The organism is Micromonospora sp. D75 (assembly GCF_018070405.1).
In the GTDB taxonomy this organism is placed as follows: Bacteria; Actinomycetota; Actinomycetes; order Mycobacteriales; family Micromonosporaceae; genus Micromonospora; species Micromonospora chalcea.
This window is the reverse complement of record NZ_JAGPXV010000577.1, coordinates 1-3,820: the sequence shown is the minus strand read 5'-3', so window position 1 is coordinate 3,820 and position 3,820 is coordinate 1. Positions and strand designations below refer to the sequence as shown.

Annotated in this window: 4 protein-coding genes; all 4 read left to right on the top strand. The window is 71.6% G+C overall.

The features are described 5' to 3' along the window. Positions 1-451 (top strand): carbohydrate ABC transporter permease (locus tag KBX39_RS25745; RefSeq protein ID WP_210872924.1); only part of this gene is annotated, 451 nt, incomplete at its 5' end. Next, positions 448-1,281 (top strand): carbohydrate ABC transporter permease, encoded by an 834-nt coding sequence (locus tag KBX39_RS25740; protein ID WP_030504579.1) that lies wholly within the window; start codon positions 448-450, stop codon positions 1,279-1,281. The genes KBX39_RS25745 and KBX39_RS25740, both read left to right, overlap by 4 nt. Further along, positions 1,278-2,645 (top strand): GH1 family beta-glucosidase, encoded by a 1,368-nt coding sequence (locus tag KBX39_RS25735; RefSeq protein ID WP_064446693.1) that lies wholly within the window; start codon positions 1,278-1,280, stop codon positions 2,643-2,645. The genes KBX39_RS25740 and KBX39_RS25735 overlap by 4 nt, the downstream gene beginning before the upstream one ends. A 19-nt stretch (positions 2,646-2,664) precedes the next feature. After that, positions 2,665-3,672, top strand: a complete 1,008-nt coding sequence (locus tag KBX39_RS25730; protein WP_166457603.1) for a LacI family DNA-binding transcriptional regulator — start codon at positions 2,665-2,667, stop codon at positions 3,670-3,672. The last annotated feature ends 148 nt before the right edge of the window (positions 3,673-3,820 follow it).

The following is a 3,820-nucleotide window of genomic DNA, read 5'->3' as shown; positions in this document are numbered from 1 at the left end:
GGTCGCCATCTCCACGATGGTCGACTGGCGCTGGACCGGCTACAACGCGCTGATCTTCCTGGCCGCCATGCAGGCCATCCCGCGCGACCTGTACGAGTCGGCGGCGATCGACGGCGCCGGCCGGGCCCGCCAGTTCTGGTCCATCACGGTGCCGCTGCTCAAGCCCACGATCATCTTCGCGGTCATCATCTCCACCATCGGCGGCCTTCAGCTCTTCACCGAGCCGCGGATGTTCAACTCCGGCACCAACGCGATCCGCGGCGGACCGCTGCGGGAGTCGCAGACGGTGACCATGTACATGTTCGAGAACGCCTTCGCGCCGCACTACAACTTCGGCTACGGGTCGGCGGTCGCCTGGCTGCTGTTCGCGCTGATCGCCGTGGTCGCGGCGATAAACGTCCTGCTCCTGCGCCGGCTCGGCGGCGGCTCCCGCAAGGAGGTCTCCCGATGACCCGCCTCTGGTCGGCAAGCCGGCTCACCTACCTGGCGCTGACGCTCTCGGCCGTCCTGTCGATCTTCCCGATCTACTGGATGTTCGTGGTGGCCAGCCGCACCAGCGACACGATGGGCCAGGTGCCGCCGCCGCTCACCCCCGGCGGCAACCTCGGCGCCAACATCGCCCGGCTGTTCGACAACACCGACGCGTACTTCCTGACCGGCCTGATCAACTCGGCGATCGTGGCCACCACCGTCACGATCTCGGTGGTGTTCTTCTCCACGCTGGCCGGGTTCGCGTTCGCCAAGCTGCGCTTCCGGGGGCGCAACGCGCTGCTGCTGGTCATCGTCGCCACCATGATGGTCCCGACGCAGCTCGGCGTGATCCCGCTCTACCTGCTCATGACGAAGCTGAACTGGAACGACCGGCTGCCCGCCGTGATCGTGCCGGCGCTGGTCACCGGCTTCGGCGTGTTCATGATGCGCCAGTACGCGGGCCAGGCGGTCAGCACCGAACTGATCGAGGCGGCCCGGATGGACGGCTGCAACACCGCCCGGATCTACTGGAACGTGGTGCTGCCCGCGCTGCGCCCGGCCGCCGCCGTGCTCGGCCTGCTCACGTTCATGACCACCTGGAACGACTTCCTGTGGCCGTACGCGGTGCTGAACGACCCGGAGAACCCGACGGTGCAGCTGTCGCTGCGGGCCCTCTCCGACGGGTACTACCAGGACATGTCGCAGGTGTTCACCGGCACGGCCATCGCCACGCTGCCGCTGCTGCTGGTGTTCATCGTCTTCGGCCGCCAGATCATCGGCGGCATCATGGAAGGTGCGGTCAAGGCATGAGCAACGTCCGATTCCCGGAGGGCTTCGTCTGGGGCGGGGCCACCGCCGCGTACCAGATCGAGGGCGCCGCCCGCGAGGACGGTCGCGGTCCGTCGATCTGGGACACCTTCAGCCGTACGCCGGGCGCGGTGTTCGCCGGCCACACCGGCGACGTGGCCTGCGACCACTACCACCGGTACGCCGAGGACGTCGCGCTGATGGCCGAGCTGGGGCTGCGGGCGTACCGGTTCTCGGTGTCCTGGCCCCGGGTGCGGCCGGACGGCACCGGCCCGGTCGAGCCGCGCGGGCTCGACTTCTACGACCGGCTGACCGACGCGCTGCTGGACGCCGGCCTCGACCCGATCGTCACGCTCTACCACTGGGACCTGCCGCAGGCGCTGGAGGACCGGGGTGGCTGGACCGTCCGGGAGACCGCCGAGCACTTCGCCGAGTACGCGCTCGCCGTGCACGGCCGCCTCGGCGACCGGGTCCGCACCTGGACCACGCTCAACGAGCCGTGGTGCTCGGCCTACCTCGGGTACGGCTCCGGGGTGCACGCGCCGGGGCGGCGGAACGCCGGTGACGCGTTCCGGGCCGTACACCATCTGCTGCTCGGCCACGGCCTGGCGGCGCGGGCGCTGCGCGCGGCCGGCGTGGAGACGCTGGGGATCACGCTCAACCTGGCCGACGTGCAGCCGGCGGACGCCGCGAGCGCCGCTGACGCCGAGGCGGTACGGCTGGTCGACGGCCTGCACAACCGGATCTTCCTGGACCCGCTCACCGGCGGCGGCTACCCGGCGGACGTGCTGGCCCACGTCAACCGGATCGTCGCGCCGGACTTCATCAGGGACGGGGACGAGAAGCTGATCGCCGCGCCGCTGGACCTGCTCGGCCTGAACTACTACGCGCCCACCTACGTGGCCGGGCGGGCGGGCGGCGCGGGCGGGGACGCGTACCCGGGCACCGCCGGGACCGTCGAGTTCCTGCCGCCGGCCGGGCCGCTCACCGACATGGGCTGGTCGATCGAGCCGGCCGGGCTGACCCGGCTGCTGGAACGGGTGGCCGCCGACCACCCCGGGCTGCCCCTGATGATCACCGAGAACGGCGGGGCGTTTCCGGACACCGACCTCGACGAGCAGGGCGGGGTGGCGGACACCGACCGGGTCGCCTACCTCGACGGGCACCTGCGCGCCGCGCACGAAGCCATCGCCCGCGGCGTGGACCTGCGCGGTTATCTCGTATGGTCGGTGCTGGACAACTTCGAATGGGCCGAGGGTTACCGGAAGCGATTCGGGATCGTCCACGTCGACTACCTGACCCAGCGGCGCACACCAAAGCACAGCGCCCGCTGGTACCAGGAGGTGATCGCCCGGAACGGGCTGTGACGAGGTGGTGGTTACGGGGATGACGACGGCACAGCGACCGACCCTGGAGGCGGTGGCCCGGCTGGCCGGCGTGTCCCGGGCCACCGTCTCCCGGGTGGTGAACGGCTCGACCACTGTGGCCGAGCCGATCCGGCAGGCGGTACGCCGGGCGGTCGAGGAACTCGGGTACGTCCCGAACCTCGCCGCCCGCAGCCTGGTCACCCAGCGGACCGACTCGGTGGCGCTGGTGCTGCCCGAGGCGGCCACCCGGGTCTTCTCCGACGACCAGGTGTTCCCGGGCATCATCAGGGGCGCGGCGCAGGAGCTGGAGGCGGCGGACAAGCAGCTCGTGCTGATGCTCGCCGGCTCACCGGCCGGACACGAACGGGTCGAGCGGTACACCACCGGGCGGCACGTCGACGGGGTGCTGTTCGCCTCGCTGCACGGCGAGGACCCGCTGCCCGGCCGGCTGGCCCGCCTCGGCATCCCGGTGGTGTGCAGCGGACGGCCGCTGGACGGCGCCGACGTGCCGTACGTGGACGTCGACCACGAAGGCGGCGTGAGCACGGCGGTCCAGCACCTGATCGCGAGCGGACGCCGTCGGATCGCCACCATCGCCGGGCCGCAGGACATGGTCGCCGGAATCGAGCGGCTGATCGGCTACCGCAGCGCGATCACCGAGGCCGGGCTGCCGGAGCTGGTCGCGTACGGCGACTTCACCCGGGAGTCGGGCACCGCCGCGATGCGCGAGCTGCTCGCCGCCGACCCGGAACTGGACGCCGTGTTCGCCGCCTCCGACCTGATGGCGCACGCCGCCCTGCGGACGCTGCGGGAGGCCGGGCGGCGGGTGCCCGAGGACGTGGCGGTGATCGGGTTCGACGACATCGAGACGGCCGCGTACACCGAGCCGCCGCTGACCACCGTGCGGCAGCCGATAGTGGAGCTGGGCCGGTCGATGACCCGGCAGTTGCTGCGTATCGCCGCGGGCGAGGAGGTCGAGCAGGCGCTGGTGCTGCCCACCGAGCTGGTGCTGCGCGAGTCCGCGTAAGGAAGGGCCCCCTCTTAACGCCTCAGGTAGAGGAGGGGGCCCTTCTTAACAGCCCGCCCCGCGTTAACCGGTCGCGGCGCGGGTGGCGGCGGGTCTAGGGTCCGCCGGATGAACGCAGCCGAGATCCGTCCCCCCCGCCCCCACCACC